22 protein-coding genes are annotated in these 25,578 nt (G+C 67.7%); 14 read left to right on the forward strand and 8 right to left on the reverse strand.

Annotated elements, in window-relative coordinates; genetic code table 11:
- Window positions 1-13: 13 nt before the first annotated feature.
- Complete coding sequence (locus AACX88_RS13695; RefSeq protein ID WP_009380176.1) at window positions 14-1,387, reverse strand: OFA family MFS transporter; 1,374 nt, start codon at window positions 1,385-1,387, stop codon at window positions 14-16.
- A 261-nt stretch (window positions 1,388-1,648) separates the two neighbouring features.
- Window positions 1,649-2,410, reverse strand: a complete 762-nt coding sequence (locus tag AACX88_RS13700) for a SurA N-terminal domain-containing protein (RefSeq protein WP_009380174.1) — start codon at window positions 2,408-2,410, stop codon at window positions 1,649-1,651.
- Window positions 2,411-2,531: 121 nt separating this feature from the next.
- Here AACX88_RS13700 and AACX88_RS13705 point away from each other — a divergent pair, with 121 nt between their 5' ends.
- On the forward strand, window positions 2,532-2,888 hold the full coding sequence (locus AACX88_RS13705; RefSeq protein ID WP_009380173.1) for a VOC family protein: 357 nt from the start codon (window positions 2,532-2,534) through the stop codon (window positions 2,886-2,888).
- A gap of 86 nt (window positions 2,889-2,974) precedes the next feature.
- Here the strand turns inward: AACX88_RS13705 and AACX88_RS13710 are convergent, their stop codons facing one another.
- Window positions 2,975-3,541 (reverse strand): dihydrofolate reductase family protein, encoded by a 567-nt coding sequence (locus AACX88_RS13710; protein ID WP_009380172.1) that lies wholly within the window; start codon window positions 3,539-3,541, stop codon window positions 2,975-2,977.
- A gap of 179 nt (window positions 3,542-3,720) precedes the next feature.
- Here AACX88_RS13710 and AACX88_RS13715 point away from each other — a divergent pair, with 179 nt between their 5' ends.
- The gene (locus tag AACX88_RS13715) at window positions 3,721-4,917 is read left to right on the forward strand and encodes a M20 metallopeptidase family protein (protein ID WP_009380171.1); all 1,197 of its coding nucleotides are present in this window, start codon (window positions 3,721-3,723) and stop codon (window positions 4,915-4,917) included.
- Between the two features lie 107 nt (window positions 4,918-5,024).
- On the opposite strand, the gene AACX88_RS13720 is transcribed toward AACX88_RS13715, so the two are convergent.
- On the reverse strand, window positions 5,025-6,707 hold the full coding sequence (locus AACX88_RS13720; RefSeq protein WP_339393491.1) for a BCCT family transporter: 1,683 nt from the start codon (window positions 6,705-6,707) through the stop codon (window positions 5,025-5,027).
- Between the two features lie 122 nt (window positions 6,708-6,829).
- Window positions 6,830-7,804: a flavin reductase gene (locus AACX88_RS13725; RefSeq protein ID WP_051995598.1), complete on the reverse strand. Its 975-nt coding sequence runs from the start codon at window positions 7,802-7,804 to the stop codon at window positions 6,830-6,832.
- A 116-nt stretch (window positions 7,805-7,920) separates the two neighbouring features.
- On the opposite strand from AACX88_RS13725, the gene AACX88_RS13730 reads away from it, so the two are divergent.
- From AACX88_RS13730 to AACX88_RS13760, 7 genes are all read left to right on the forward strand, one after another.
- Window positions 7,921-8,610 carry a GntR family transcriptional regulator gene (locus tag AACX88_RS13730; RefSeq protein ID WP_009380163.1) on the forward strand — a complete coding sequence of 230 codons (690 nt, stop codon included), beginning with the start codon at window positions 7,921-7,923 and terminating at the stop codon, window positions 8,608-8,610.
- A complete protein-coding gene (locus AACX88_RS13735) occupies window positions 8,607-9,293 on the forward strand; it encodes an amino acid synthesis family protein (protein ID WP_009380161.1) in 687 nt (228 codons plus the stop codon). Before AACX88_RS13730 ends, AACX88_RS13735 begins: the two co-directional genes overlap by 4 nt.
- Window positions 9,290-9,841: an amino acid synthesis family protein gene (locus tag AACX88_RS13740; protein ID WP_009380160.1), complete on the forward strand. Its 552-nt coding sequence runs from the start codon at window positions 9,290-9,292 to the stop codon at window positions 9,839-9,841. The genes AACX88_RS13735 and AACX88_RS13740 overlap by 4 nt, the downstream gene beginning before the upstream one ends.
- Before the next feature lie 11 nt (window positions 9,842-9,852).
- Entirely contained in the window at window positions 9,853-10,650 is a 798-nt protein-coding gene (locus AACX88_RS13745) for an alpha/beta fold hydrolase (protein WP_040342254.1), read from the forward strand.
- The gene (locus AACX88_RS13750) at window positions 10,647-12,128 is read left to right on the forward strand and encodes an aldehyde dehydrogenase (RefSeq protein ID WP_339393492.1); all 1,482 of its coding nucleotides are present in this window, start codon (window positions 10,647-10,649) and stop codon (window positions 12,126-12,128) included. The genes AACX88_RS13745 and AACX88_RS13750 overlap by 4 nt, the downstream gene beginning before the upstream one ends.
- Before the next feature lie 4 nt (window positions 12,129-12,132).
- Window positions 12,133-12,330: a tautomerase family protein gene (locus AACX88_RS13755; protein WP_339393493.1), complete on the forward strand. Its 198-nt coding sequence runs from the start codon at window positions 12,133-12,135 to the stop codon at window positions 12,328-12,330.
- Between the two features lie 187 nt (window positions 12,331-12,517).
- Window positions 12,518-13,564: an LLM class flavin-dependent oxidoreductase gene (locus AACX88_RS13760; protein WP_339393494.1), complete on the forward strand. Its 1,047-nt coding sequence runs from the start codon at window positions 12,518-12,520 to the stop codon at window positions 13,562-13,564.
- 171 nt (window positions 13,565-13,735) lie between these two features.
- On the opposite strand, the gene fdhA is transcribed toward AACX88_RS13760, so the two are convergent.
- Both fdhA and AACX88_RS13770 read right to left on the reverse strand, forming a co-directional pair.
- On the reverse strand, window positions 13,736-14,950 hold the full coding sequence (gene fdhA, locus AACX88_RS13765; RefSeq protein ID WP_009380155.1) for a formaldehyde dehydrogenase, glutathione-independent: 1,215 nt from the start codon (window positions 14,948-14,950) through the stop codon (window positions 13,736-13,738).
- 198 nt (window positions 14,951-15,148) lie between these two features.
- Window positions 15,149-16,081: a LysR family transcriptional regulator gene (locus AACX88_RS13770; protein WP_339393495.1), complete on the reverse strand. Its 933-nt coding sequence runs from the start codon at window positions 16,079-16,081 to the stop codon at window positions 15,149-15,151.
- A 247-nt stretch (window positions 16,082-16,328) separates the two neighbouring features.
- Between AACX88_RS13770 and AACX88_RS13775 the strand changes: the two genes are divergently transcribed.
- Genes AACX88_RS13775 through AACX88_RS13785 form a run of 3 tightly spaced genes read left to right on the forward strand, consistent with a single transcriptional unit; the run spans window position 16,329 to window position 21,624 of the window.
- Window positions 16,329-17,576 carry an aromatic ring-hydroxylating oxygenase subunit alpha gene (locus AACX88_RS13775; RefSeq protein ID WP_339393526.1) on the forward strand — a complete coding sequence of 416 codons (1,248 nt, stop codon included), beginning with the start codon at window positions 16,329-16,331 and terminating at the stop codon, window positions 17,574-17,576.
- A complete protein-coding gene (locus AACX88_RS13780; protein WP_339393496.1) occupies window positions 17,573-19,012 on the forward strand; it encodes a 2Fe-2S iron-sulfur cluster-binding protein in 1,440 nt (479 codons plus the stop codon). The genes AACX88_RS13775 and AACX88_RS13780 overlap by 4 nt, the downstream gene beginning before the upstream one ends.
- A gap of 47 nt (window positions 19,013-19,059) precedes the next feature.
- Window positions 19,060-21,624 carry a GcvT family protein gene (locus AACX88_RS13785; protein ID WP_339393497.1) on the forward strand — a complete coding sequence of 855 codons (2,565 nt, stop codon included), beginning with the start codon at window positions 19,060-19,062 and terminating at the stop codon, window positions 21,622-21,624.
- A gap of 379 nt (window positions 21,625-22,003) precedes the next feature.
- Here AACX88_RS13785 and AACX88_RS13790 read toward each other — a convergent pair whose 3' ends face one another.
- Window positions 22,004-22,753: a YoaK family protein gene (locus tag AACX88_RS13790; RefSeq protein ID WP_339393498.1), complete on the reverse strand. Its 750-nt coding sequence runs from the start codon at window positions 22,751-22,753 to the stop codon at window positions 22,004-22,006.
- 174 nt (window positions 22,754-22,927) lie between these two features.
- Between AACX88_RS13790 and AACX88_RS13795 the strand changes: the two genes are divergently transcribed.
- Both AACX88_RS13795 and AACX88_RS13800 read left to right on the forward strand, forming a co-directional pair.
- Window positions 22,928-24,778: a gamma-glutamyltransferase family protein gene (locus tag AACX88_RS13795; protein WP_339393499.1), complete on the forward strand. Its 1,851-nt coding sequence runs from the start codon at window positions 22,928-22,930 to the stop codon at window positions 24,776-24,778.
- Window positions 24,778-25,461 (forward strand): GntR family transcriptional regulator, encoded by a 684-nt coding sequence (locus AACX88_RS13800; RefSeq protein WP_339393500.1) that lies wholly within the window; start codon window positions 24,778-24,780, stop codon window positions 25,459-25,461. Before AACX88_RS13795 ends, AACX88_RS13800 begins: the two co-directional genes overlap by 1 nt.
- Window positions 25,462-25,578: the final 117 nt, after the last annotated feature.

Consider the following 25,578-nt stretch of genomic DNA (forward strand, 5'->3'; position numbering starts at 1 on the left):
CTGCGTCCTTCCTTCAGTCTTTCTCAGCGGTCGACGGGGAGGTCGGGGCCGCCTCGGCGGTGGTGGGTTCGAGGTACTTGTCCTTGACCGGGCGGACGAGGAGGTTCGCGACGAAGCCGATGGCGAGTGCCCCGACCATGATGAACATGCCGGGCGTGTAGAGCTCGGGTCCGGTCTTGCCGGCCTTGTCGCCGGCCTCGACGACCGAGTTGACGATGAGCGGTCCGGCCACGCCGGCGGCTGACCATGCGGTGAGCAGGCGACCGTGGATCGCACCGACCTGATAGACGCCGAAGAGGTCCTTGAGGTAGGCCGGGATCGTCGCGAACCCGCCGCCGTAGAACGAGATGATGAACAGGGTCGCGATGACGAAGAGGACGATCGACCCGCCGCCGAAGAGCGCGACGACGAGGTAGAGCAGCGCCCCGCCGCCGAGGTAGATCATGTAGTTGTTCTTCCGCCCGAGGTAGTCCGAAGTCGTCGACCACACGAACCGTCCGGCCATATTGCCGATCGAGAGCAGTCCGACGAAGCCGGCAGCAGCGGCCGCGGTGATGCCGAAGTAGGCCTGGATCATCGGCGCCGCATTCTCGAGGATGCCGATGCCCGCGGTGACGTTGAGGAAGAGGACGATCCACAGCAGCCAGAACTGCGGGGTGCGGATCGCGTTCTTCGCCGAGACGTTGCCGGTCGTCTGCAGCGGCTTCGCCTTGACCGTCGACGGGTCGAAGTTCGCCGGCTTCCAATCCGGGTGCGGGACGCGGATGACGTAGGCACCGGCGGCGATGACGACCGCGTAGACGATGGCCAGGGTGACGAACGTGGGGGTCAGACCCGCGACGAGGTTCGCAGGCTCGGTGCCTCCGCCGTAGAAGGACATGAGCTGGTTCGACATCGGGCTGGCGATGAGTGCGCCGCCGCCGAAGCCCATGATCGCCAGTCCCGTGGCCAGTCCCGGCCGGTCCGGGAACCACTTCATGAGCGTCGAGACGGGCGAGATGTAGCCGATGCCCAGTCCGATGCCGCCGACGAAGCCGTAGCCGAAGTAGACCAGCCAGAGCTGGCCGGTCATGATGCCGAGGCTGGCGATGAGGAAGCCTGCGACCCAGCACGAACCGGCGGCGACCATCGAAGCCCTGGGGCCGGCTTTCTCGACCCAGGTGCCGAAGATCGCCGAGGAGATGCCGAGCATGAGGATCGCGATCGAGAAGATCCACCCGATCGAGACCTCGCCGGCGTCGAAGCGGGACATGAACGGGATCTTGAAGACGCTGAACGCATAGACCTGGCCGATGCACAGGTGGATGGCCAATGCGGCCGGCGGCATCAGCCAGCGGTTGAAGTCCTTCGGCGCGATGATCGCCGAACGGGAGAGTACGGAAGCCATGAGGATCCTTCTGGTCAGCGCCGCTGCCCTGGTCGCCATCATCGGCGAGGGGAAGTCGGGTTGCGTTGGTCCCATACAGACTAGAACGCGCACACCGATTTTGCGAGATCCTGAAAGACTTTCTTCAGACTCGCCCGAATCGAGGATCGTGGAGTAGATGGTTGAAATGTCCACTACGCCTGGGATCGGCGCAGGCATGGGCATCCTCGCCGAGGTTGTCCTCAGGTGAGGTTGTCACGACGGATTCCGTAGGCGCCGGTATCAGAGGTTGATCGTCACGTCGCCCTTCTCGCGGAGGTCGCCCGCGAACTTCTGCGTCGCCTCGGTCGACTTCTCGCCCTTGACCTGCTCCTCGAGCTGGGGTCGCATCTCCTCGAGCGAAGGCACCGGCGCCTCCTGACCCGACTGCGCGGCCATCTGCTCCTGCTGGTCCTTCGCCCGCTGGTACGCGGCGCCGATCTCCTCATCGGTGACCTCGAACTCGCCGAACTCGTCGACGATGAGATCCTCGATCTTCAACTGGGTGCCCAGCTCCTCATGGACCTTCTTCTCGTCCATGCCCTGGTCTTTCATGGCGCCGAGGAAGTCCTCCGTGCTCATCTGACTCGAGGCCGCCGCCTCGTCGAGGGCCTTCGTCACATCATCATCTGAGGCCTTGATCCCGCGCTTGTCGGCTTCCTGGCTGAGCAGCTTCGTGCTCACGAGGTTCTCGGCCGTCTGCTTCTTCAGCCCCTCCTCGTCGACGGGCTGACCGGCCTGCTGCGCCTGCACCATCATCTGCTGGTACTGGGTCTCGAAGAGGGGGACGAAGTCGTCCTTCGTGATCTTCTCGCCGTTGACCTCGGCGACGACCTCGGGGATGCTGTCGGTGTTCGGCTTGCCGTCCTGGGACTGACCGGTCTGGGACTGCTCGGCTCCGGCGGTCTCCTCGGGGCTGCCGCCGCTGCCGGCTGCGCTGCACCCGGCGACCGCGATGATCGAGAAGGCCATAGCGACGCCGACCCAGCGTTTGATCCTCTGCACACTCACTCCTAACGATTCAGCCGTCCACGCTAACAGTTCGGGATCATCAAGGCCTGAGCGCGCGGGGTCGAACCTGAACGCGCAGTGGGAGCCGGGGCTGAGCAGGGTCTAGACTGCGCGCATGGACGCGAAGCTGCGCGGGGTGTTCCTCACCTGCGGCGAACTCGAGGACACGGCGGACTTCTACCGCGACATCGCCGGGCTCGAGCTCAGTGCGGCCGGCGATGACGAGTACACGTACTACGTCCTCGAGGTCGGTGGGATCCAGCTCGCCCTCCATGACGCCGAGGCGTTCGCCGACTACACCCACCCGACCGTTCCCGCGTCGAACCTCACCCACCTCTACTTCCGCATCGACGACCGCACCGCGTTCCTCGACCGGCTCGATGCCGCCGGGATCATCCCGACCGCGATCGACGACGTCGTCGTCACGGTGGCCGACCCGGACGGTAGACAGGTCATGTTCGGCACCGCGTAGAGCGGGAGTCGGCGAGGGTCGGTCGGAACTTCCGCACCGCCTCGGCGGGGGAGTTGGGAACTGGGGAACCGCCTCGGCGGGGGAGATCAGAGGCTTGTCGGCACCTGACCTGCGGGAGTGTAGGCGGAGTAGACGACGCCGCTGCGGAACGATCGCGAGTCGAGGAGGGCGAGCGGGGGCTGCGGGTGGCCGCCGGGGAAGAAGCCGCGGCCGCGACCCTGCCACACGGGGTAGGTGAACATGCGGTACTCGTCGACGAGGCCGGCGGTGATGAGCGTGTGGGCCAGGCTGATGCTGCCGGTGAGGATCGCGTCGAGGCCGGGCTGCTCGCGCAGTGCGGCGACGGCGAGCAGCGGGTCGTCGGCGATGATCCGCGAGTTCTCCCACTCAGGATCGGTCATCGTCGTCGAGAACACCCATTTGTCGACCTTGTTCAGCTGCGCCGCGATGCCCGTGGTGTCGGCGGTCTGCCGGGGCCAGAAGCCGCGGAAGTCCTCGAACGTCTGTCGCCCGAGGAGGAGGATCTGCTCTCGTGCGGTCTGGCTGCGCACCTCGGCGAGGAGTTCGTCGTCCTGGGCCTGCGGATCGAACCAGTCATCGAGCATCTCGACCCGACCGTCGAGCGTGGTGTTCTGGGTGATGATGATGCGCACGATGTGGACTCCTTTTCGAGCGGGATCCCGGCGGTGGGGGCGGACGGTGGGTGCGTGCCGTTCACGCTACGCCGATTCCGGGGCGAGCACGAGGGTCGGTTGGTGTCTGCGGACAGGTGGGGGACGGTGGGGATGGACGCGCACGTGGCCTCGGCATCGACGGAACTAGGATCGGGACCATGACGATCCCCGATTTCCGCAGCGAAGCGCGAACCCTCCAGCCCGACCTCGCCGTCCTGCGCCGCATCCTCCATGCCAATCCCGAACTCGGCTACGACCTCCCGTTCACGCAGGCGCAGGTGCTCGATGAGCTCGCGGGGCTGGGACTCGAGGTGAGCACGGGCAGCGCGCTCACCTCGGTGGTCGCCGTCCTCAAGGGCGGAAAGCCCGGACCTGCGGTGCTGCTGCGCGGGGACATGGACGCGCTCCCGGTGGTCGAGGAGACCGGGCTCGACTTCGCGTCGACGAACGGGAACATGCACGCATGCGGGCACGACATGCACACGGCCGGGCTCGTCGGGGCGGCGAAGCTGCTCGCCGCGCACCGCGACGAACTGTCAGGCTCGGTGACCTTCATGTTCCAGCCCGCCGAGGAGGTCGAGGGCGGGGCCGAGCCGATGATCGCCGAAGGCGTGCTCGAGGCGGCAGGGGTCCCAGTGGTCGCGGCCTACGGCATCCACGTCGAGGCCGCCGAACGGGGCCGGTTCGCGACGCGACCGGGATCGCTCATGGCCGGGTTCGCCGATCTCCACGTCACCGTCCACGGGGCCGGCGGTCACAGTTCGCAGCCGCAGTCGACGCGGGACCCCGTGCCTGCGGTCGCCGAGATCGCGCTGGCGCTCAACACGATGACGACGCGGTCGTTCGACATCTTCGACCCTGTCGTCGTCTCGGTCACCCAGCTCGAGGGCGCGCAGGCGACGAACGTCATCCCCGACGAGGCGAAGCTCGCCGCCTCGATCCGCTTCCTCTCCGCCGACTCGCTCGCCCTCCTCCAGCAGCGCGTGCCCGAGATCGTCGAGAGCATCGCCCGCGCCCACCGGTGCACGGCGACCGTCGACTTCGAGGTTGGCTTCCCCGTCACCGTCAACGACCCCGCCGAGGCGGAGCTGACCGTCTCGCGCCTGCGCGGCATGTTCGGGGAGGAGAAGGTCGAAGTGCTCGAGCATCCGCGCATGGGCTCGGAGGACTTCTCGTTCGTGCTCGAGAAGGTGCCTGGCGCGTTCGTCTTCCTCGGCGCCACCCCTGAGGGCATCGATCCCGATGCCGAGACGAACCATTCGCCGAGGGTGCAGTTCGACGATGCGCTGCTCGGCGATCAGGCCGCCGCGCTCGCCCACCTCGCCTTCGCCCGCCTCGCCGACGAGGCCGGCTGAAGCGTCGAGACCGCCACTTTGCGCCGAGACTGCAGCTTGTGACTGGCGGTCTCGGCGCTAGGCGGCGGTCTCGATGAGTGTGGGCAGTGAAGCGAGGCTGTCCCGCCTCACACCTCGGTGGTGGCGAACTCCTCGGGGAGGTCCTTGCGCCTGACCGTGCGGTACGCGTCCATCGAATGATCCTCGTGGAGGGTCTTGACGATGCAGATCCCGAGCAGGGCGACGATGATCGCGAACGGCAGCGCCGAGAGCATCGCCGCCTGCTGCAGAGCCGCGAGCCCACCGGCGAAGAAGAGCACCATCGCCGTCGTACCCGTGAGCACACCCCAGACGGTGAGCACCCAGCGGCTGGGCTCAAGCGTGCCGCGGGACGTGAGCATGCTGAGGACGAAGGTGTTCGCGTCGGCTCCGGAGACGAAGTAGAGGACGACGAGGATGATCGCGATCACCGAGGTCAGTCCCGTCCAGGGCAGGTTGCCGAGGGTTTCGAAGAACGCGGAGTTGACGTTCTCGGCGGCCGCCTTGCCGATCTGTCCGCCGCCGTCCATGTCGATCTTGATCGCGGTCCCGCCGAAGACGGTGAACCAGGCGAAGAAGACGAGGCTCGGCACGCCCATGACGCCGAGGACGAACTGCCGCACGGTGCGTCCCTTGGAGATCTTCGCGAGGAAGACCCCGACGAACGCGCCCCAGCTCAGCCACCACGCCATCATGAAGTACGTCCAGTACTGGTACCAGCCGACGGCGTCGGAGGTCAGCGGTGTGAGCAGGCTCATCGTGAAGAACTCGCCGAGGTACTGGCCGGTCGCGCGGAAGAAGAGGTTGCCGATGAAGCCGGTCGGACCGACGATGAGGACGAAGAGGCCGAGGAAGATCGAGAGCACCGCGGTCGTCTGACTGAGGAACTTGATGCCCTTGTTCACCCCGGAGAGCGCCGAGAGCGTGAAGACGACGGTGATGCCCAGGATGATGATGATCTGGACGAAGAGCTCATTGGGGATCCCGAAGACCCGGTTGAGTCCCTCGGAGATCTGCGAGGCGCCGAGGCCCAGCGAGGTGGTCGTGCCGAAGAGCGTGGCGACGACGGCCATGATGTCGACGAGCTTGCCGAGCCATCCGTCCATCGCCTTGCCGAACAGCGGTCGCAGCATCGGGGAGATGAGGCCGGTGTTCCCGCGCTTGTGCGTCGAATAGGCGATCGCGAGTCCGAAGACCCCGAACACCGCCCACGCGTGCGGACCCCAATCGAAGTACGAGTACTGCATCGCGACGACGGCGGCCTCGGTGGTGCCGGGCGCGGCGAGATCGTGGGGCGGGGTCGTGAAGTGCGAGATCGGTTCGGCCACGCCGTAGCTGATGAGCCCGATGCCCATGACGGCGGAGAGGATCATCGCCAGCCAGGCCCACGTGCTGAATTCCGGACGGTCGTCCTCGGCGCCGAGGCGGACCCGCCCGAAGCGTCCGAAGCCGAGGTAGAGGAGGAGGCCGATGCATCCCAGGGGGACGATGAGGTAGGTCCAGCCGACGCTCGCTGCGACGGAGTTCATCGCGTTCGTCATCGTCGTGGCCATGCCGTCGGGGGAGAGGACTCCCCACAGGGTGAATGCGGCGACCCCGGCGATCGAGATCCAGAACACCGACCCCGGTCGGTGGCGGAGCGCGTTCGCCTCGGCCATGGCCGGTGAGATGCCGCCGGGGAAATCCATGCCGTGGCCGGGCAGCTGAGCGTGGCGGTGCTGTGGTCTCGACGCGCTGTCCTCCGCGTCGGACTGACCGGATTCGTACTGCATGGCGAACTCCACTTCCTTGTGAATCGTTCTGGCGCCCGGTTGATGCAGGGATGGGTCAGGCTGTGATGAGGTGGACCGGGGTAAGTCCGGGGCTCGAGGGGAGAGCCGGAGGTGAGAAGGTGTCAGTCGAGTGAGCTGAGGTCCTCGCTGTCGAAGAACTTGCCGGCCTTGTAGATCATCGGGGAGTCCTCGGAGGTCTCCGCGCTGCGCACGCGACCGATGAAGACGGTGTGGGTGAGCGCCTGGAAGCGCTCCTTGATCTCGACCTCGATCGATGCCGCCGAACCGTCGATGAGCGGAGAGCCGTTGGCTCCGGCATGCCAGTCGAGGGTGGCGAACTTGTCGGGCGACTTCGAAGCGAAGACGCCGATCGTCTCCCGCTGATTGCGGCTCATGATGTTGATGCCCATATGCGTCGACCGGAACAGCGCGGGATAGGTCGACGAGGTCTTCTGCACACAGACGAGGACGAGCGGCGGGTCGAGGGAGACGGAGTTGTAGGAATTCACCGCCAGGCCGCGGGGTTTGCCCTCGTCGTCGGTCGTCGTCACCACGGTCACGCCCGTGATGAACTGGCGGTTGAACGCTTTGAGCGAGTCCGCCGACGGGCGTCCGGACAGGTCATCGGTGACGACGTCCTCGGGGCCGGCCTCGAAGGCCGACGACAGGGATTTGAGCCCGAGGTCGGCGAGCAGCTCGTGGGCGTCCCACGTGACCTCCTCGCGGGCGATCCGCGACCCCCTCAGGGTGATGAGGTTCGAACCGTGCGTCGTCACCTGCTGACCCGTGGGCGGGACGTCGCCCATCGGCTCGGTGAACGTTCCCACGGAATGCCAGTAGATCGCACCCTCGTCGCCTTCGATGAGGATGTGGTCGATCGTCGTCGTGAGATCGGGGAAGGCCGAACGGATCTCCCGGATCTCGTCCTTGATGGCCTGCGCGTCCTTCGCCTGGCCGGAATTCGTCGAGACACGGACGTAGTCGTCGGTGACGAGCGAATCGAAGGCGTCGAGATCGTCGCTGTCCCAGACGGCGTGCCAGGCGTCGGTGATGGTCTGCTTCACACCCCGCAGGGCGGTGTCATGTGTTTGTTGCATACCAGAGACCATAGAATGACCGTTATGCATCCGTCAATAGATTCGGTTAAGTCCGTGAATACTGGGATTGGTCAAGATTGTTGACATCTGTCGATGTATGCAAGTACGTTTCTTGTATGCAACAGATTTCCGATGTTCAGGCCAGCGAGTCGTTCCTCGACAGGGTGCGGGCGCTCATCCTCAGCGACGGCTACGAACCCGGGGACATGATTCCCGAATCGAGTCTCGCGGAGTCCTTCGGCGTCAGCCGCACCCCCATCAGGGAGGCCTTCAAGCAGCTCGAATACGAAGGCCTCGTCGAGATCCGACCGCGCGTCGGCACCTTCCTCAGGCGACCCAAGCGACGTGAGATCGTCGAGCTCTTCCAGCTCAAGGAATCCCTCGAGGGGCTGGCGGCGAACCTCTTCGCCCGGCGCGGGGCCATCCCGGAGCTCGCAATGCTCAAGGACAATGCCGACGCGTCCGATGCGGCCGCGCTCGCCGGGGACGCCGACACCTACGCGCGGCTCGTCCACGAGTTCCACGCGACCCTCGTCCGCGGCGCCGACAACATCAAGCTCGCCGAGACCTACGAACGGCTCATGCACCAGCTCGCCTACCACCGCATCGTGCTCCGCGCCGTGCAGCGCCCGGGCCGGCTGAGCGAATCGGTCGGAGAGCACCACTCCGTCATCGAGGCGATCGAGAACAAGGACTGGTTCGGCGCGGAGATCGCCATGCGCGAGCATGTCAACGCCTCGAGCAGAGCTGCGCTCCTGTCGCTGAGCGAACAGCATGAGCTCTCCGAGCAGGAGGAGGACCGGTGAGCGCACAGTCCCAGTCAGCTGTGCCGACTGCCGCATCCGCAGCCGAACCCGACGCCCGTCCGCAGAGCTTCGACGACCTCGCCCGCAGCCTCGGCGTCCGATCCCTCACCCTCAACCGTGAGGAGACCATGGCCGAGGCAGGGACCCCGCTCGACCGCCCCCTCGTGCAGGCGGCCGCCGTGGCCGTGCTGAGGAACCCGTGGATCGGCACCGGACCCGATGCCGACCTCGCACCCGAGACCGAGGCGATCGCCCCGGTCCTCGCGAAGGTCCTCACCGATCGCCTGCTCGCAGCCATCGGACCTGCGACAGCGGTCGAGGCCTTCGGCAAAGCCGCCGTCGTCGGCACGGCCGGGGAGCTCGAGCACGCCGGAGCCCTCATCCACACCCCGTTCTTCGGCAACATCATGCGGGAGCTGCTCGAGGGCACCTCGGTGCTCTGCTTCGCCGACGGCCGCGCGGCCGCCTCGGCGAGCATCCGCGTTCCCATGTGGCACAAGACCCACGCCACCTCGCGGGATCACTACCAGTCCATCGACGTCCGACTCCCGGACGCCCCACAGCCCGACGAGATCTGCGTGATCGCCGCCGCCGCGAACGGTCCTCGGCCGTTCGCGCGGATCGGCGACCGCCGCACCGACGGCACCGTGACCACCGACATCCTGAAAGGACTCCTCCCATGAAGATCCGCAAGCTCACCACCGTCGTCGAAGACGTCCTCACCGAAGGCGGACGCACCGTCGACCCGCCGATCCGGGTCGCCGCCGTCGCCGCCGTCATCGAGAACCCGTGGCACGGTCAGGGATTCGTCGAGGACCTCGGTCCCGGCATCGACGCCACCGCCAGCGAACTCGGCGCCCTGCTCGCCCCCCGCGTCATGGAAGCGCTCGGGGGTGACCTCGAAGCCTACGGCAAGGCGGCGATCGTCGGTCAGGGCGGAGAGATCGAGCACGGCTCAGCACTCATCCACACCCTCAAGTTCGGCAATCACTTCCGGGACGCCGCCTCGGCGAGCACCCTGCTGCCGGCCGTGGAGAAGCGCGCCGAGGCGGGGGCGGTCTTCGACATCCCGCTCAAGCACTTCACCGATGCGACGATCCGCTCGCACCACCAGACCTTCGAGTGGAGGGTCTCCGACGCCCCGCACGCCGACGAGATCCTCGTCGCCCTCGCCGGGTCCACGGGCGGCCGACCGCAGCAGCGCCTGGCGCCGCTCGCCGCCGACCAGTAGGCGGCGACGCGATGCGGGAAGACAATGACGTCCCCGTTGTGCTGCTGCACGGGGTGGGGCTCGATCGCAGCGTGTGGGGCCGAGTCGAACAGCGGCTCGGGCGCCCCACCGTTGCGCTCGACCTGCCAGGTCACGGTGAGCAGCCTGCGCTGACCTCCCCGACGACCCTGGCCGAGATGGCTGCCGACGTCGCCATTCGGCTGCCTGCCGGACCCGTGCACCTCGTCGGGTTCTCCCTGGGTGCGCTCGTCGCGCAGCGGCTCACGGTCGACCAGCCCGGCCGGGTCCGCAGCCTCACGTGCGTGAGTTCGGTCGCCGAGCGCACCGACGAGGAGGCTGCGGCAGTGCAGGCCCGACTCGACGGTGCGGCGCGGGACTTCGCCGGCAGCATGGACCGCGCCCTCGACCGGTGGTTTCCCGCGGGCGAGGCCGAGGAGACAGCCGCCTGGAGGGAGGAGACGCGCGCCGTGCTGCTCGCCAACGACCCCGACTCCTACCTGCACGCGTACGCGGTCTTCGCCACCGGGGACCGTGACATCGCCGCCCGACTGCCGGAGATCTCCGTGCCCGCGCTCGCGATCACCGGCGAACTCGACCCGGGATCGACACCGGAGATGAGCCGACGGCTGGCCCGCCGGATACCCGATGCCGAGGTCGCCATCGTGCCCGGTGCCAGGCACATGCTGCCGGTCACCCATCCCGATGACCTCGCCGACCGCCTCGAGAACCTCATCGACCTCCGGGCCCGGAACAGCACGTCCACATCGCCTTCATCGACGCCATCGACCACAGAGAGGAGCCGGACATGACGATCAGGCTCGACCACTTCATCGCCGGTGAGCACCGTGCCCCGGCTGACGGCGACTACCTCGAGAGCACGAACCCCGCCACGCTTGAGACCCTCTACGAATTCGCCCGCGGCACCGAAGCCGACGTCGCACGGGCCGTCGATGCCGCCTCAGCGGCCTTCGAATCCACCGGATGGCAGCGGACGACACCGACCCAGCGGGGTCACCTGCTGCGGAGGTTCGGCGACCTCATCGGGGAGAACGCCGAGGAACTCGCGCGGCTCGAAAGCCAGGACAACGGCAAGCTGCTGCGGGAGATGACCGGACAGCTCAAAGGACTGCCCGAGTACCTCTACTACTTCGGTGGGCTGGCCGACAAGGTCCAAGGTTCGCAGATCCCGACGAACTCACCCGAGGTCATCAACTTCACCCAGCGTGAGGCGCTCGGCGTCGTCGGGCTCATCACCCCGTGGAACTCGCCGATGACGCTGACCCTGTCCAAGCTCGCCCCGGCGCTGGCCGCCGGGAACACGACGGTGATCAAGCCGAGCGAGTACACCTCGCGCACCATCCTCCGCCTCGCCGAACTCGCGTATGAGGCGGGCTTCCCTGCGGGCGTCGTCAACGTCGTCACCGGTCTCGGCGCCGAGGCGGGACAGGCGCTCGTCGACAACCCGAAGCTTGCGAAGATCTCCTTCACGGGATCGACGCGGACCGGGGCAGCGATCGCCGCCTCGGCGGCAGGGCGATTCATCGGATCGACGCTCGAGCTGGGAGGCAAGAGCCCGAACATCGTCTTCGACGACGCCGACGTCTCCAATGCCGCGATGGGCGTCATCGCCGGCATCTTCGCCGCCGCAGGGCAGACGTGCATCGCCGGATCACGGGTGTTCGCCCAGCGGGGGATCTACGACGAACTGCTCGAGAAGGTCACCGCGCGGGCCGCCTCGATCGTCATCGGCGACCCGCTCGCCCCGGAGACCGAGCTCGGCCCACTCGCCTTCGAGGCGCAGCTGAACAAGGTGAGCGAATACGTCGGGATCGGCGTTGAAGAGGGCGGACGGATCGCCTACGGCGGGGGACGACCCGACGTCGATCTGCCCGGCTACTTCTTCCAGCCCACCGTGCTCACGGACACGACGAACGACATGCGCATCGCCCAGGAGGAGATCTTCGGGCCGGTCGCCGCGATCATGCCCTTCGACACCGAGGAGGAGGTCCTCGCGCTCGCCAACGACACCGAATACGGACTGGCCGCCGGCGTGTGGACGACGAACCTGGCCCGGAGCATGCGGATGTCGCAGCGGCTCGAGGCCGGGACCATCTGGATCAACATGTACCGGGCCATGTCCCCGATGTCGCCGCGACAGGGGTTCAAGAACTCCGGGGTCGGCATCGAGCACGGCATCGAATCGATGCACGAGTACACCCGGCTCAAGAGCATCTGGATCAATACGGACGAAGGGCCGGTCGCCGACCCCTTCGTGCTGGGAAGGTGAGGACATGCCGCTCATCGACATCTCGATCGGTCGGGGCCGCACGCCCGAACAGCTGAGGGCCCTCATCGCCGGAGTCCACGAGGTTGCGGCGGCGACCACGGGGGCCGCCGACGAGAACATCACCGTGATCGTGCGGGAGGTGGACAAGGAGCTCTGGTCGCGCACGAACACGACGATCGCCGAACGCGAAAGCGCCGGCTGAGGGCCTGCTGCGCCGGTTGAAGGCTCACTGCGTCAGCGCCGCGGTTGCGGTCGACCGGACGCGGACGCCGAGCAACTGATCCGCGGACGCCGGGCACACGATCACCGGCCGACAGACACGGACACACAGACACACAGACACCGAGCAGAGTTCCGGGGCGACCCGGAACCGAAGGAAAGGACCACTCATGCGCTTCTCCCTCTTCCTCCACATGGAACGCTGGGACGATTCGATCAGCCCCGAGCAGCACTGGAAGAACCTCGTCGAACTCGTGCAGCTGGCCGAGGCCGGCGGTTTCGGGACGGTGTGGATCGGCGAGCACCATTCGATGGAGTACGTCGCCTCCCCCGGACCGATGCAGCAGCTTGCCGCACTCGCTGCGCAGACCTCGACGATCCGGCTGGGTTCGGGCACGATCATCGCCCCGTTCTGGCATCCGCTGCGTGCGGCCGGCGAGGTCGCCCTCCTCGATGTCATCAGCGGCGGGCGCGCCGAGGTGGGCATCGCCCGCGGCGCCTACCAGTTCGAATTCGATCGGATGGCAGGCGGCATGCCCGCGGCCGACGGCGGCGAGTACCTGCGCGAACTCGTGCCCGGGATGCGCGCACTGCTGCAGGGCGACTACGCACATGAGGGCGAACACTGGCAGTTCCCCGTCTCGACTGCTGTGCCGAAGCCCGTCCAGCAGCCGACCCCGCCGATCTGGCTGGCCGCGCGCAGCCCCGAGACCCACGACTTCGCCGTGGCCAACGGCTGCAACGTCCAGGTCACGCCGCTGATGAAGGACGACCGTGAGGTCGAGGACCTGATGAACAAGTTCGAGACCGCGCTCGCCGCCCACCCCGAGGTGGAGAAGCGACCGGAGATCATGGTGCTCCGGCACACCTACCTCCACTCGCCCGAAGACCCCGAGGGCTGGAAGGTCGGGGCCGCCGGGATCAACAAGTACTACCGGACGTTCTCCGCGTGGGCGTTCGGGAAGAAGGACCCCGTCAACGGGTTCCTCGACCCGACGCCGGAGGAGCGATTCGCCGATCGCCCAGAGTTCGAACTCGAGTCACTGCACAAGTCCGCGATGATCGGCACCCCCGCCGAGGTGACCGAACGCATCAGGCACTACGAGGACCTCGGTTACGACGAGTACAGCTTCTGGTCGGACAACGCTCTCACCCACGAGGAGAAGAAGGCATCCCTGCAGCTCTTCATCGACGAGGTCGTCCCGAACTTCCGGTGAGGGGCGCGCGCAGTGCGGCGAGACGCGGTGGCCGCACTGCGCTCGTCGTCGAGCGGATCGCATCGAGACCGCCACTTCGCGTCGAGACTGCCACTCTCAAGTGGTGGTCTCAGCGCGAAGTGGCTGTCTCGATGAGTGTGGGCGCTGCCCTCTCAGCGCGCGGCTTCCCGCTCAGGCGCGGATGAGGCCGTGCGGGTCGAGGACGAACTTCTTCGCCACCCCCGAGTCGAAGTCGGCGTAGCCCTGCGGAGCATCCTCGAGCGAGATCGCCGTCGCGTTGACGTTCTTCGCGATCGACACCTTGTCGTGGAGGATCGCCTGCATGAGGCCGCGGTTGTACTTCATCACCGGGCACTGGCCGGTGACGAAGACGTGCGACTTCGCGAAGCCGAGGCCGAAGCGCATCGACAGCGACCCCTCCTTCGCCGCCTCGTCGACGGCGCCGGGGTCACCGGTGACGTAGAGCCCGGGGATGCCGAGGCTGCCGCCGGCCCGCGTGATGTCCATGAGCGAGTTGAGCACGGTGGCCGGGGCCTCGTGGCTGGCATCCTTGCCGTGCCCGCGCGCCTCGAAGCCGACGGCGTCGATGCCGCAGTCCACCTCGGGGGTGCCGAGGATCTGCTCGATCTGATCCTTCGGATCGCCCTTCGAGACGTCGACCGTCTCGCAGCCGAAGCTGCGAGCCTGCGCGAGCCGGTCCTCGTTGAGGTCGCCGACGATGACGACGGCGGCACCGAGCAGCAGCGCCGAGGTGGCCGCCGCCAGTCCGACGGGACCGGCACCGGCGACGTAGACCGTCGACCCCACCTGCACGCCCGCACCGACCGCGCCGTGGAAACCGGTGGGGAAGATGTCCGAGAGCATCGTGAGGTCGAGGATCTTCTCCATCGCCTGCTCTTTGTCCGGGAACTTCAGCACGTTCCAGTCGGCGTAGGGCACGAGCACGTACTCGGCCTGCCCGCCGACCCAGCCGCCCATGTCGACGTAGCCGTAGGCTGATCCGGGCCGGTCGGGATTGACGTTGAGGCAGATGCCCGTCTTGCCTTCCTTGCAGTTGCGGCAGCGGCCGCATGAGATGTTGAACGGCACCGAGACGAGGTCGCCGACCTTGACGAACTCGACGTCACGGCCCACCTCGACGACCTCGCCGGTGATCTCATGGCCGAGCACGAGCCCTTCCGGCGCAGTGGTGCGACCGCGGACCATGTGCTGATCGGAGCCGCAGATGTTCGTCGCGACCGTCTTGAGGATGACGCCGTGGTCGACCTTGCGGCCGACATTGGCGGGATTGACGCCCGGGCCGTCCTTGAGGACGAACTCGGGGTAGTCGGTGTCGATGACCTCGACCTTGCCTGGACCTGCGTAGCTGATTGCCCTGTTGCTCATCGTTGAGTCTCCGTTCGGACGGAATCGTGAGGCGAAATCGGCGGGAGTGCCGAACGGCCTCCTGAAATATCAGTCTTGTATCAGACGTGGTGTCAGTCTCGTTGCGCAGGGAAGAGTTTGTCAACACCCCGTCACTTGCCACGCTAATCGAACCCACGCGAGGCCGAAAGGGTGTACCGAGGGCGGAGATCCGGCGTCTCAGTCCGTCTCGCCGAGGCGGGTCGCGAGTATCCGCTGCGAGGTCGCCCGCAGGTGCCGCAGGGATTCGCGGATGAGCGGTGAGCCGCGGCTGCCCGTGCGCACGGCCGCGATGATCTTCCTGCTCAGACGCCCCGTTCCCGTCAGTCTCACGCGGGTGACGTTGTCCTCGCCGGAGAGATTCGCAAGCCTCGGAACGAGGCTGACTCCGACGCCGGCGCCGACGAGTGCGGCCGAGGTCTCCCACTCGACGGACTCGTGCGAGATCGTCGGCGTCACCCCGGCCGCCGTGAATGCGGCGATGAAGAGCGCATGGTACGGCGAGCCCGGCACCGCGGTGATCCAGTCCTCGCCGGCGAGCTCGGACAGCGAGACCGCATCGAGGCCGGCCACCGGATGGTCCGAGGGCACCATGACGTCGAGTGGGTCATCGAGGAGGTCCATCTTCTCGAACCGCGCGTCGTCCTCGACCCGGGCGTCGCCCTGCGGGGAGACGACGACGGCGAGGTCGATGCGTTCGGCGACGAGGAGGTCGAAGCACCGCGAGGGGCTCGCCTCGATGATGTGGACCTTGACGTCGGGATGGGTGCTGCGGAGGTGTGCGGCGAGCGGGGCGAGCAGATTCGCCGAGGCGGTGGAGAACCCGCCGATTCCGAAATGGGAAGGCGCCTGGTCCCCGGCGGTGAACGACGAGGCGCGGATCTCCTCCCACACGGAGATCAGCCGGTCCGAACGCCTGACGAGATACCTGCCCGTCGCGGTCAGCCGCAGGCCCCGCCCGTCCTTGGTCAGGAGCGTCATCCCCAGCGAATTCTGGAGGTCGCGCAGCTGCGCGGACACCGCCGAGGGAGAGTATCCGGTGAGCTCGGCGGTGGCCGCGATCGTGCCCGAAGCGGCGAAGGTCCGCAGCGTGATGAGACGCGGATCGATCATGCTCACATTATGCACTTTTCCTGCATGTTGTTCTTCGGAATCTCGCGCTTTTCCCGCAGTGTTCGGCTGTTCTATCGTGACAGCAGCGACGCGGCGGGATCGGGCGATGGGCGTGCCCGGCGGTCGACGGCAGCGATGACCACGAGCAGACGGCATCCCTGACCGCGCGCATTCTCAGGGGATCAAGGGAGATGGGAATTTGACCGCTACCAATCTGGCACCGACGAAGAAGGGCTTCCCCGCAGGGATGACCGAAGAGCGCCTCGACGAAATTCGACTGCTCCTCGACACCAGACGCACCGGCTTCTCACTCGAGGCTCCGTTCTACACCGACGCGAACCTCTTCAACCTCGACATGCAGGCGATCTTCTCCCAGCACTGGGTCTTCGCGTGCAGCGTCGCCGAGATCCCCGAACCCGGCGACTACGTCACCCTCGACTACGGGCCGTACTCGCTCATCGTCCTGCGCACCGACGACGGCGGGGTCAACGTCCTCCACAACGTCTGCCGGCACCGCGGCGCCCGCGTCCTCACCGAACCCTCAGGCACGACGGGCAACCTCGTGTGCGGCTACCACTCGTGGACCTATTCGCCCGACGGCGACCTCATCCACGCCTCGGCGCCGGGGGAGATGTCCTTCGACAAGGCCTGCTATGCGCTCAAGCGGGCCCATGTGCAAGTCGTCGCCGGCCTCGTCTTCCTCTGCCTCGCCGAGGAGCCGCCCACCGACTTCGCCGAGGTGGCCGAGCTCTTCGCCCCCTACATCGGTCCGCACGAGCTGGCGAAGACGAAGGTCGCCTACCAGCAGACCATCGTCGAGGAGGGCAACTGGAAGCTCGTCATGGAGAACAACCGCGAGTGCTACCACTGCGACGGCCACCCCGAGCTCGCGTGCTCGCTCTTCCCGACATGGGGGCTGACCGATGAGACGGTGCCGACGCATCTGACGGATGTGTGGGAGCGCAACCAGGCCGCGCAGGCGGCACTGGAGTTCCGATGCCGCCGCTACGGTCTGCCCTACGAGGTCATCGAGGACCTCGGCAGGGTCGCGGGCATCCGCATCTCCCGGGAGTCCCTCGACGGGGAGGGGGAGTCGTTCTCCGCCGACGGTCGCCGGCTGTCGAAGAAGCTCCTCGGCGATCTGCCGGACTTCCGGCTCGGACGGTGCTCGATGCACCTGCAGCCCAACAGCTGGTTCCACCTCCTCGGCGATCATGTCATCACCTTCGGGGCGTACCCGATCAACGCGCACCAGACGCTGGTGCGCACGACCTGGCTCGTCGCCGACGATGCCGTCGAGGGCGTCGACTACGACCTCGAGACGCTCACCCACACGTGGAAGCAGACGAACCTCCAGGACAAGGCGTTCGTCGAGCTGTGCCAGACCGGCGCGGGCAGTCCCTTCTACGAGCAGGGGCCGTACATGAAGAGCGAATACCAGGTCGAGGCCTTCATCGGCTGGTACATCGACCGGATGCGGGAGCACGTGGAATGAGGGTGGTCGACGACCCCACGATCCCGCTCGCGCAGCGGATCCGGGGCCTCGAGATGCCGTGGAACCGGGTGCTCGGCTCGACGGCGGGACCGGCCGGAGCCGCGACGGCGCTCGGTCCCTGGCATCCTCAGGAGTTCACCGCCGAATGCGTCGAGACGATCCCCGAGGCCGGGGACATGATGACCTTCGTCTTCCGCCGCATGGACGGGGCGCCGCTGGCGTTCCGGTCGGGGCAGTACATGAACATCGACTTCCCCATCTACGGCGCCGAGGCGGAGCCGGAGTCCCGCAGCTACTCGATCTCGTCCGCCCCGACCGAACCGTGGACGTTCTCCGTGACGATCAAACGCGACCCGGCGGGCCTCGTCTCCCCGTGGGCGCACGAGTCGATCCGACCGGGCACGGTGCTCGAGATGCTCGGTCCCGTCGGGGCCTTCCACCTCGCCGACTACGACCGGCGCGCCCGCTACCTCCTGCTCGCCGCGGGGGCCGGGATCACCCCGCTGATGTCGATGATCCGCACGATCCACTCGCTGCCGGGCCAGGCCGACGTCATCCTCCTCTACCACGGCTCGGCGCCCGACCGCTTCGCGTTCGCCGACGAACTCGACTTCCTCGAGAAGGCCGACTTCCGGATCCAGGTCGTCTACTGCCTCGGCGATCGGAAGCAGGCGGCGAAGAAGGGGAGTGCGAAGTGGACGGGCAGGTCCGGGCGGCTGTCCGCCGACCTCCTCGACGAGGTGGTCCCCGACGCCAACGGCCGCCAGGTCTTCGCGTGCGGGCCGGAGGGATACCTCAACACGGCCACCGACTGCCTCGCCCGCGTCGGCGTCGACGACACCTCGATCTTCATGGAGTTCTTCTCCGGCGACCGTGCCACTCGGCTCGAATACGCCGAGGAGGTCGCGCTGGCCGGGGAGATCGCGGAGGAGTTCGCGTCGTCGGCCGAGGAGTACTACGAGCAGCAGCCGGCCGCCTTCGACCTCTACGAACCCGAGCACGACTCCGGAGGCGCCGTCGAGACGGTCGGCGCCCCGCTCGAGGCCGTGCCTGCCGACGCCGCCGTCCCCGTCGACGCCCCAGCCGCCCTCGCCGAGGCGGGGGCCGGGGAGACCGAAGTCGATGGCGAATCGAGACACGCAGACCCGGACGGCTTCGCTACCGTGGGAGAAGGCGAGCTCACCATGGCCTTCCTCCGGTCGCGGGTCAACGTCCGGGTCGCCCCGGACGTCGTCATCCTCGACGCGGCCCGGAGGGCCGGGGTGCGCATCGGGGCGAACTGCCAGGAGGGCATGTGCGGCTCGTGCAAGGTCGTCAGACTCGAAGGAGAGGTTGAGATGAACCATCAGGGCGGCATCCGTGCCCGCGAGATCGACGCGGGGAAGATCCTTCCCTGCTGCTCGACGGCGAAGACCGACCTCGTCATCGACGCCTGAGCGCACCACCAATTCCATCGCAGCCTCACCACAGCAAGGAGAACCCAGTGTCGAATCCCTCCCCACGGGTCGTCATCATCGGAGCGGGCATCGTCGGGGCCAACCTCGCCGACGAACTCGCCCGATTGGGCTGGACCAACACGCTTGTCATCGAGCAGGGACCGCTGACGATCCCCGGCGGGTCGACCTCGCACGCTCCGGGCCTCGTCTTCTCATCGAATCCGTCGAAGTCGATGACGGAGTTCGCGCAGTACACGATCGAGAAGCTCACCTCGCTCACCGGACCGGACGGACGGGGCTCGTTCCTGCCCGTCGGCGGGCTCGAAATCGCCACGACCCCCGAACGCCTCCATGACCTTGAGCGGCGGGCCGGCTGGAACCGGTCGTGGGGTGTCGACGCCGAGGTGGTCGACACCGAGGAGGCCCTGAGGCTGTTCCCCATGCTCAACCCCGACAAGGTCCTCGGCGGGCTCTTCACCCCCGGTGACGGGCTTGCGCTCGCTGCGCAGGGGACCCAGCTCGTCATCGAACGGGCACGTGCGGCCGGGGTGGAGTTCCGTGATCGCACCGTCGTCACCGGCATCGACCACACGGGCGGGAAGGTCTCCGCCGTCTACGCCGGAGACGAGCGGATCCCCGCCGACATCGTCGTCTCGTGCGCCGGATTCTGGGGGCCGACGATCGGCGCCATGGCCGACACCCCGATCCCGCTGCTGCCCCTGGCCCACCAGTTCGCGTGGTCGACGGAGGTGCCGAGCCTGGCCGGCAAGAACGAGCTGCCGAAGGGGGCGAGCGCCCCGATCCTTCGCTACCAGGACGAGGACCTCTACTACCGGGAGTGGGGCGAGCGGATCGGCATCGGCTCGTACGCGCACCGCCCCATGCCCGTCGACCTCGACACGCTGCCGCGGTACTCGCCCGATGAGATCACCGACGAGCGGATGCCCTCGTCGCTGACGTTCACTCCCGAGGACTTCGAACGCGAATGGTCGATCAGCCAGGAGATCCTCCCCGAGCTCGCGCAGACCCAGATCCAGCGCGGATTCAATGGGATCTTCTCCTTCACCCCCGACGGCGGATCGTTGGTCGGGCAGTCCCGGAACGTCGACGGGTTCTATGTCGCCGAGGCGGTGTGGGTGACCCATGGGGCGGGCGTCGCCAAGGCCGTGGCCGAGCTCATCGCGCACGGCCATTCCGAGACCGACCTCTCCGGGCTCGACCTCAACCGGTTCGAGGACATCCAGACGACGCCGGAGTACGTGAGCGAGACCTCGCAGCAGAACTTCCGGGAGATCTACGACATCCTCCATCCGCTGCAGCCGCGGATCTCACCGCGGGACGTGCGGCTCAGTCCGTTCAACGAGCAGCAGAGGCGCCTCGGCGCGTTCTTCCTCGAGGCCTCCGGTTGGGAGCGGCCGCACTGGTACGAGGCGAACGCCGCGCTGCTCGGCGACCTGCCGGAGGAGTGGCGGGCGCCGGAGCGGGACGACTGGGCGAACGAGTTCCATTCGCCGATCGCCGCGGTCGAGGCGTGGAAGACGCGGACGAACGTCGCGATGTACGACATGACCGCGCTCAAGCGCTTCGAGGTCAAGGGGCCGGGTGCGGGCAAGTTGCTCCACGGGCTGACGACCTCGTCGATGCTGCGCAAGCCCGGGGCGGTGAGCTACACGCTGCTGCTCGACGAGGCCGGCGGCATCACCTCGGACATCACGGTGGCCATCCTCGACGAGGAGACCTACCAGGTCGGCGCCAACAGCAACATCGACCTCGCCGCGATCACGCGAGCCGCCCGCGAGCAGACCGCGGCCGATCCGAGTCAGTGGGTGAGCGTGCGCGACATGACGCCGGGCACCTGCTGCATCGGGCTGTGGGGGCCGCGCGCCCGGGACGTCATCGCCGCGGTCAGCGACGACGATCTCAGCGACGAGGGCCTGAAGTACTTCCGGACGAAGCACATCACGATCGCCGGGGTCCCGGTCACCGCGATGCGGCTGTCGTACGTCGGTGAGCTCGGTTGGGAGCTCTACACCTCGGCGGATCTCGGGCACAGGCTCTGGGATGTGCTGTGGGAGGCCGGGCAGGAGTTCGGCATCATCGCCGCCGGGCGTGAGGCGTTCAACTCGCTGCGGCTGGAGAAGGGCTTCCGGTCCTTCGGCACGGACATGACGAGCGAGCACGAACCCGAGCAGGCGGGCCTCGGCTTCGCGGTCAAGGCCTCGAAGACCGACGACTTCGTCGGCAAGACGGCGCTCGCGGACCGGGCGTCACAGGCGACGAAGAAGCTCACCTGCCTGACCCTCGACGTGCCCACCGACATCGTGCTCGGCAAGGAGCCGGTGTATGTCGTGGGTGGGGCGTCGGCGGGTGTCAGCGGTGCTGGCGCGGGGGCTGACGGTGCATCCGGTTCCGCCGGCGCGGGCCGCGCGGACGGCTACGTCACTTCGGCGGCGTACGGGTACACGATCGGGAAGGCGATCGCCTACGCGTGGCTGCCGGACAGCCTGTCGGTCGGCGACAAGGTCGAGATCGAGTACTTCGGGAAGCGACTGCCCGCGACCGTCACCGCCGAACCGCTCTACGACCCGGAGATGACCCGCCTGCGCGGATGAGCGTGCGTTGAGGCGGCGCGGGTCCGGACGGTGCAGGTGTCGCGCGTGTTCCGCCGGAGCGGTAGTGGTCTGACCGTTGGCTCGAGGTTGGCCTGGCCCATGCAGTGCCGGTTTCTGGACGCTGAGTGTCGATTTGCGAGCGCAGAATCGTCACTCGGCGTCCTGGAATCGCCCGCGGATCGAGCCAGGCGGGCGTGCAGCGTTGCTTGAGTGCGCGCCGGGCCACGCGTTATTCGCCGTAGCGGGTGGAGGTCTGACCGTCGGCTCGAAGCCGACCCGGCTAGCGCGCTGCTGGCTTCTGGACGCTGAGTGCCGATTCTGCCGTGAAAAATCGACACTCAGCGTCCTGGAAACACCCCGGGAGGCCGGTGCCCTCCGGTCAGACGGTGGCGTCGGCGGGGGACTCGGCGGCTGCCTCGGTGCGGGTACGGCGATGCATGCCCCGGTGGCCGATGTACGCCGCGACCGCGATGATGACCGAGACGATCGCGATGCCGATCCACTGATTGATGAGCAGGGAGGCCGCCCCCGCCAAAGCACCGACGAGGATGAGTCCGACGGCCAGACCCCGGCGCGCCCAGTTCGTGCTGTCACCGCCTGCCAGGCGTGAGTCCGAGGCGAGGCCGACGATCGTCGAGGTGACGACGACGGTGGTGACGTCGGCGATCTTCATCTTCCTCGCCGCGGCTGCCTGGGCGCCCATGAGCGTGGAGAGCGCCGAGGTGAAGATCGTGCCGGTGATCCCGACCTCGGGATCGGGGACGACGCCGACATAGACCGCGAGACCTGCGCAGCCGATGGCGACGAGCGTGAAGATCGTCGTCGTCCGGTGGTGCCAGTCCTCTCCTCGGCGACCGAGGATCCGTCCGCTGAAGGCGGCGCCGACCATGAAGAAGACGAGCGCGAGCGTCGGTCGGAGGACGGGGAGGTCGTCGGCGCCGGTGAGGGCCATGCCGAGGATGACGACGTTGCCGGTCATGTTCGCGGTGAAGATCTTGTCGAAGCCGAGGTAGCCGATCGCGTCGACCATCCCCGTGGAGAAGGTGAGCACGAGCAGCATGGCCAGGTCGAGTCGGCGGTTCATCGCGCCCCTTTCGAAGGTGGGGTGGGTCGTGTCGGTCGTATACAAAAATACTCCCCGAGGTTAGATTGTATGCAATAGTCTCAGAACGTTCGAGACTCAGACTGCTCCGACGTCGTCGTTGGGAGTGGTCCTCGAGCGCGGATCGCCGTCGATTCACCGCAGGCCGCTGAGCACGCAAGCCACTGGGAACACTGGCCACCGACCACGAAGGACACTGACATGGCGTACACGCCGCCCGCAGCATTCACCACCCGCCCGACGCTCGAAGGCCGCTTCGGGATGTCGGCGTCGACCCATTGGCTGGCGACCGCCTCGGCGCAGTCGGTCCTCGAACGGGGAGGCAACGCCTTCGACGCCGCCGCCGCCGGTGCCTTCGTCCTCCACGTCGTCGAACCCCACCTCAACGGTCCCGGCGGGGACATGACCGGTGTGTTCGCGACCGCCGACGAGCCCTCCCACCCGCAGATCCTCATGGGGCAGGGTCCGGCACCGGCCGGGGCGACGATCGCGCACTTCCGCAGCGAGGGCCTCGACATGGTCCCCGGCGCCGGAGCGCTCGCCGCCGCCGTGCCCGGATCCGTCGACGCCTGGCTGGCGCTCCTCGAGGAGCACGGGACGTGGGAGCTCGCCGAGGTGCTCGCCTACGCGATCGACTACGCCGAGAACGGCCACCCCGTCCTGGCCCGCGTCGTCGGCGCGATCGAGCGGGTGCAGGAGCTCTTCACCGAGTATTGGCCGTCCTCGGCGCAGCTGTGGATGCCGGAGGGTCGGATCCCCGAAGCCGGGGAGATCGTCGTCAACCGCGCCTACGCCGAGGTGCTCCGACGCCTCATCGCCGCAGGCGACGAAGAGGAAGGTGTCGGCCACTACGGCGAGAGCAACACCAGCGTTGACGCCGACGGCCGCACTGCACGCATCCGGGCGGCCAGGAGCGCGTGGAAGTCCGGGTTCGTCGCCGAGGCGATCGCCGAGTTCGTCACGACCCCGCACCGGCATTCGACCGGAGGGGACCACGCAGGAGTCATCACCGTCGCCGACATGGCGGGCTTCGACGCCGGTTTCGAGACGCCGGTGACGATCACCTTCCGCGGCTTCGAGATCGCGAAGATCGGACCGTGGGGACAGGGCCCCGCCCTGCTCCAGGCCCTGCGCATCCTCGAGGGCTTCGACGACGACCGCCTCGACCCGTCGACCGAGATCGGGGCCCACACGATCCTCGAGGCACTCAAACTCGCCATGGCCGATCGCGACGCCTACTACGGCGACGCCGAGGTCGACCTCGACTGGCTGCTCAGCGAGGACTACGCCGCGACCCGGCGCGCCCTCATCGCCGAGACCGCGTCACACGAGTTCCGACCCGGCCCCGACCGGAACGGCACCCCACCGATCTTCACCCCGCCGCTCATCGCCGAAGGCGCCGACAGAGATGAGCTCTCCAAGGCCGGCATCGGCGAGCCGACGGTGCAGAAGAACGGCGTCAACAACGGCGACACCTGCCACATCGACGTCGTCGACCGCTGGGGCAACATCATCTCGGCCACCCCCTCCGGCGGCTGGCTGCAGTCCTCACCGACCATCCCCGCACTCGGATTCTGCCTCGGCACCCGCCTGCAGATGATGTGGCTCGACGACACCTCACCCTCGGCGCTGGTGCCGGGCAGACGACCCCGGACGACGCTGACACCCACGCTCATCTCGAAGGACGGCCAACCGGTCATCGCCCTCGGCTCACCCGGCGGCGACCAACAGGAGCAGTGGCAGCTGCTCATGATTCTGCGCATGCTCATCGGCGGCTACTCCCCGCAGCAGGCGATCGACGCCCCGGCCCTGCACACCACGGCGCTCGCCGGATCGTTCTGGCCGCGCACCTGGGTGCCGGCGGGCGCGGTCGTCGAGGACCGCCTCGGCGAGGACGTCATCGACGGACTCATCGCTCGCGGACACGAGGTGACCTGGGCGGGGGACTGGGAGCTCGGGCGGCTCTCCTGCGTGACGAGGGAGCCGGAGACCGGGACGCTCGCGGCCGCGGCGAATCCCCGCGGCGCCCAGGGTTATGCGGCGGGGCGCTGATGAGCCCGCTCGTCGTCGGTGCCCGGATCAGGGCCGACATCATCGCAGGGAACCTCGAACCGGGGACGAAGCTGCGGGAGACGGCCCTGGCCGAGCAGTATGCGGTCTCCCGGATCCCCGTCCGCGAAGCGCTGCGCTCGCTCGAGGCCGAAGGGCTCGTCGAATCGCGGCCCTACGTCGGCAGCGTCGTCGCGCCCTCGCCCATCGAGGACGCCGAGGACCTCTTCGAGATCCGCATCGTCCTCGAATCCGCGACCGCCCGGCGCGCCGCGAAACGCGCCGCCGCCCAGGCCGACGGCGGCGAACCCGACCCGCGCTGGCGGGCGGTGCGCAAGGAGATCAACGGGATCCTCGACGCCGGTGACACCGTCATCGCCGAGAGTCGTTTCCACGACCTCGCGGTGCTCAACATGCGCTTCCACTTCGCGATCGCCGAACTCAGCGGCAGCCTCTCGCTCATCAGCCTGCTGCGCCAGATCTCGGGGAAGATCGAGTGGCTCTACTCCCTCAACGTCAGTCGCCGCGGCACCCAGGCGTGGCCCGAGCACCGGGCGATCCTCGCCGCCGTCGACGCCGGTCAGGAGACGACCGCGGCCGAACTCATGGGAGCACACGTCTCCCGCAGCCGCGACGCCTACTTCGCGATGATGGCCGAGCGCGCCGAATCGGGCACCGACGAATAGTACGACGCCATCTCCCGCGCAGAGATCGGTCGCCCCACCGAGGCGGTCGGGCCGAAACCGGCTCACCGACCTCGGTGGAGCGACCAGTCGATCGTGGGGTTGAGACGTCCCCGGCGA

The organism is Brevibacterium metallidurans (assembly GCF_037101285.1).
Lineage (GTDB): Bacteria > Actinomycetota > Actinomycetes > Actinomycetales > Brevibacteriaceae > Brevibacterium > Brevibacterium metallidurans.

What these genes read in the sequence shown, in the direction of transcription:
- AACX88_RS13695 (WP_009380176.1), bottom strand. Translation starts at nt 1,387, where the DNA reads ATGGCTTCCGTACTCTCCCGTTCGGCGATCATCGCGCCGAAGGACTTC.
- AACX88_RS13705 (WP_009380173.1), top strand. Translation starts at nt 2,532, where the DNA reads ATGGACGCGAAGCTGCGCGGGGTGTTCCTCACCTGCGGCGAACTCGAG.
- AACX88_RS13715 (WP_009380171.1), top strand. Translation starts at nt 3,721, where the DNA reads ATGACGATCCCCGATTTCCGCAGCGAAGCGCGAACCCTCCAGCCCGAC.
- AACX88_RS13720 (WP_339393491.1), bottom strand. Translation starts at nt 6,707, where the DNA reads ATGCAGTACGAATCCGGTCAGTCCGACGCGGAGGACAGCGCGTCGAGA.
- AACX88_RS13725 (WP_051995598.1), bottom strand. Translation starts at nt 7,804, where the DNA reads ATGCAACAAACACATGACACCGCCCTGCGGGGTGTGAAGCAGACCATC.
- AACX88_RS13730 (WP_009380163.1), top strand. Translation starts at nt 7,921, where the DNA reads ATGCAACAGATTTCCGATGTTCAGGCCAGCGAGTCGTTCCTCGACAGG.
- AACX88_RS13740 (WP_009380160.1), top strand. Translation starts at nt 9,290, where the DNA reads ATGAAGATCCGCAAGCTCACCACCGTCGTCGAAGACGTCCTCACCGAA.
- AACX88_RS13745 (WP_040342254.1), top strand. Translation starts at nt 9,853, where the DNA reads ATGCGGGAAGACAATGACGTCCCCGTTGTGCTGCTGCACGGGGTGGGG.
- AACX88_RS13750 (WP_339393492.1), top strand. Translation starts at nt 10,647, where the DNA reads ATGACGATCAGGCTCGACCACTTCATCGCCGGTGAGCACCGTGCCCCG.
- AACX88_RS13755 (WP_339393493.1), top strand. Translation starts at nt 12,133, where the DNA reads ATGCCGCTCATCGACATCTCGATCGGTCGGGGCCGCACGCCCGAACAG.
- AACX88_RS13760 (WP_339393494.1), top strand. Translation starts at nt 12,518, where the DNA reads ATGCGCTTCTCCCTCTTCCTCCACATGGAACGCTGGGACGATTCGATC.
- fdhA (WP_009380155.1), bottom strand. Translation starts at nt 14,950, where the DNA reads ATGAGCAACAGGGCAATCAGCTACGCAGGTCCAGGCAAGGTCGAGGTC.
- AACX88_RS13770 (WP_339393495.1), bottom strand. Translation starts at nt 16,081, where the DNA reads ATGATCGATCCGCGTCTCATCACGCTGCGGACCTTCGCCGCTTCGGGC.
- AACX88_RS13775 (WP_339393526.1), top strand. Translation starts at nt 16,329, where the DNA reads ATGACCGAAGAGCGCCTCGACGAAATTCGACTGCTCCTCGACACCAGA.
- AACX88_RS13780 (WP_339393496.1), top strand. Translation starts at nt 17,573, where the DNA reads ATGAGGGTGGTCGACGACCCCACGATCCCGCTCGCGCAGCGGATCCGG.
- AACX88_RS13795 (WP_339393499.1), top strand. Translation starts at nt 22,928, where the DNA reads ATGGCGTACACGCCGCCCGCAGCATTCACCACCCGCCCGACGCTCGAA.
- AACX88_RS13800 (WP_339393500.1), top strand. Translation starts at nt 24,778, where the DNA reads ATGAGCCCGCTCGTCGTCGGTGCCCGGATCAGGGCCGACATCATCGCA.